The 1,710-nt window shown below is 34.7% G+C and carries 3 protein-coding genes; all 3 read left to right on the plus strand.

The annotated features are described in order from the left end of the window. The first annotated feature begins 254 nt into the window (after positions 1-254). From DOS84_RS18790 to DOS84_RS19350, 3 genes are read left to right on the plus strand one after another with little or no spacing between them, the layout of a single operon-like run. Positions 255-629, plus strand: coding sequence for an ArsR/SmtB family transcription factor (locus tag DOS84_RS18790; RefSeq protein WP_111411643.1), 375 nt, complete (start codon positions 255-257; stop codon positions 627-629). Next, the gene (gene merTP / locus DOS84_RS18795; RefSeq protein WP_111411644.1) at positions 626-1,228 is read left to right on the plus strand and encodes a mercuric transport protein MerTP; all 603 of its coding nucleotides are present in this window, start codon (positions 626-628) and stop codon (positions 1,226-1,228) included. The genes DOS84_RS18790 and merTP overlap by 4 nt, the downstream gene beginning before the upstream one ends. After that, a complete protein-coding gene (locus tag DOS84_RS19350; protein ID WP_111411645.1) occupies positions 1,228-1,437 on the plus strand; it encodes a GDCCVxC domain-containing (seleno)protein in 210 nt (69 codons plus the stop codon). The genes merTP and DOS84_RS19350 overlap by 1 nt, the downstream gene beginning before the upstream one ends. The last annotated feature ends 273 nt before the right edge of the window (positions 1,438-1,710 follow it).

A 1,710-nucleotide genomic window follows, 5' to 3' on the forward strand; every position in this document is an offset into this window, starting at 1 on the left:
CTAACAGCCACTACAACGGATTTGGGCATTGGGCTTAATGGAAAGAGGGTTTTGTACTTGGGATGATTTGGCAAATCCGAAGAATGGGCTTAATTTAGTCCCAAACCCGCTGTAGTGCCAAGACGTTATGGGCAACCCTACCGAATGACCGTGCTAAAATAAACGAACAACCGACAGTAGAATAATTGTCGGTTGTTTTTTTATTTTTGTATTTTAGTACTTGCTTAAATAAGAAAGTTTATTACCTTTGTTTTATGGAAAATATTACTTGCATTAGACAACAGGCGGACACTAAACAGATTTTACGCTGTAAGGACAGAGTTTCAGAACTCAATGGCTCATTTGACTATTTATCGAACGGTATTGAATTGGCGGGTAACAACGTAAGATTAAAAATACTATACTTAATTTATGAAGAGAACCGACTTTGTGTTTGTGATTTAAGCGACATATTGGGTATGACAGTTTCAGCCATTTCTCAACATTTAAGGAAATTGAAAGACCGCAAACTTATTCAATCAGAAAAAGAAGCCCAGACAGTTTTTTACTCTTTGACAAGCGAATATGAAAAAATACTCAGACCATTTTTCAAAATACTTGACGACAACAAAATTTTAGAAACAATATGAAAACAGACAAAAAACTTATTAGTGCAGGACTTTTGACAGCAATCGCATCGTCTTTATGTTGCATTACGCCAGTTTTGGCAATCGTTGCAGGTTCAAGCGGACTTGCTTCAACTTTTTCGTGGCTCGAACCTTTTCGACCATATTTTATTGGTATGACCGTTTTTATTCTTGGCTTTGCTTGGTATCAAAAACTAAAACCTCAAAAACAAATTGACTGTAAATGTGAAACAACTGAAAAACCAAATTTTATGCAAACAAAATCATTTTTAGGAATTATTACCGTTATGACGGTTTTACTTTTATCATTTCCGATTTATGCTCACATCTTTTTTCCAAAGACTGAAAATAAAGCAATTATTACCCAAACTTCCGAAATTCAGAAAGTTGAGTTTACAATTACAGGAATGACTTGTTCGGGTTGTGAACACCACGTTAAAACAGAGATTAGTAAGTTAAAAGGAATTGTAGAAGTTGTGGTTTCTTATGAGAAAGGCAACGCCATTGTTAAATTCGACAATAAACAAACAAGTATTCAAGAAATCGAAAAAGCCATCAACTCGACAGGCTACAAATCAATAAAAAATAAAATTATATCGTAATGGAAATTATATTAAAATCAGAAATAACTTGTCCAAATTGCGGACACAAAAAAGAAGAAGAAATGCCGACAAATGCTTGTCAATTTTTTTACGAATGTGAAAATTGTAAAACTCGACTTAAACCATTACAGGGAGATTGTTGCGTATTTTGTAGTTACGGTACTGTACCTTGTCCACCAATCCAAGCAGGAACAAGTTGTTGTAATTAGCCAAGCGAACAAGAAAGGGCAGCCCATAACACACGCTACAAGCAATTTGGGCAATAGGCTTAATTTAAAGTTGGTTTTGTATTTGGAAGATTTGGCAAATCCGAAAGATAACGCTAATTTAATCCCAAACTGCTTGTAGCGCGGGGACGTTATGGGCGATATTCGAGGAACGAAATACTAAAAGACAACATCGAAAGAAATGATATTGAGCGAAATAATTTTAAACTGCAAGAATTATATAGACACCGAAGAAATTATACATTCAATTTTTGC

The organism is Flavobacterium aquariorum, from assembly GCF_003254745.1.
In the GTDB taxonomy this organism is placed as follows: Bacteria; Bacteroidota; Bacteroidia; order Flavobacteriales; family Flavobacteriaceae; genus Flavobacterium; species Flavobacterium aquariorum.

What these genes read in the sequence shown, in the direction of transcription:
- DOS84_RS18790 (WP_111411643.1), top strand. Translation starts at nt 255, where the DNA reads ATGGAAAATATTACTTGCATTAGACAACAGGCGGACACTAAACAGATT.
- merTP (WP_111411644.1), top strand. Translation starts at nt 626, where the DNA reads ATGAAAACAGACAAAAAACTTATTAGTGCAGGACTTTTGACAGCAATC.
- DOS84_RS19350 (WP_111411645.1), top strand. Translation starts at nt 1,228, where the DNA reads ATGGAAATTATATTAAAATCAGAAATAACTTGTCCAAATTGCGGACAC.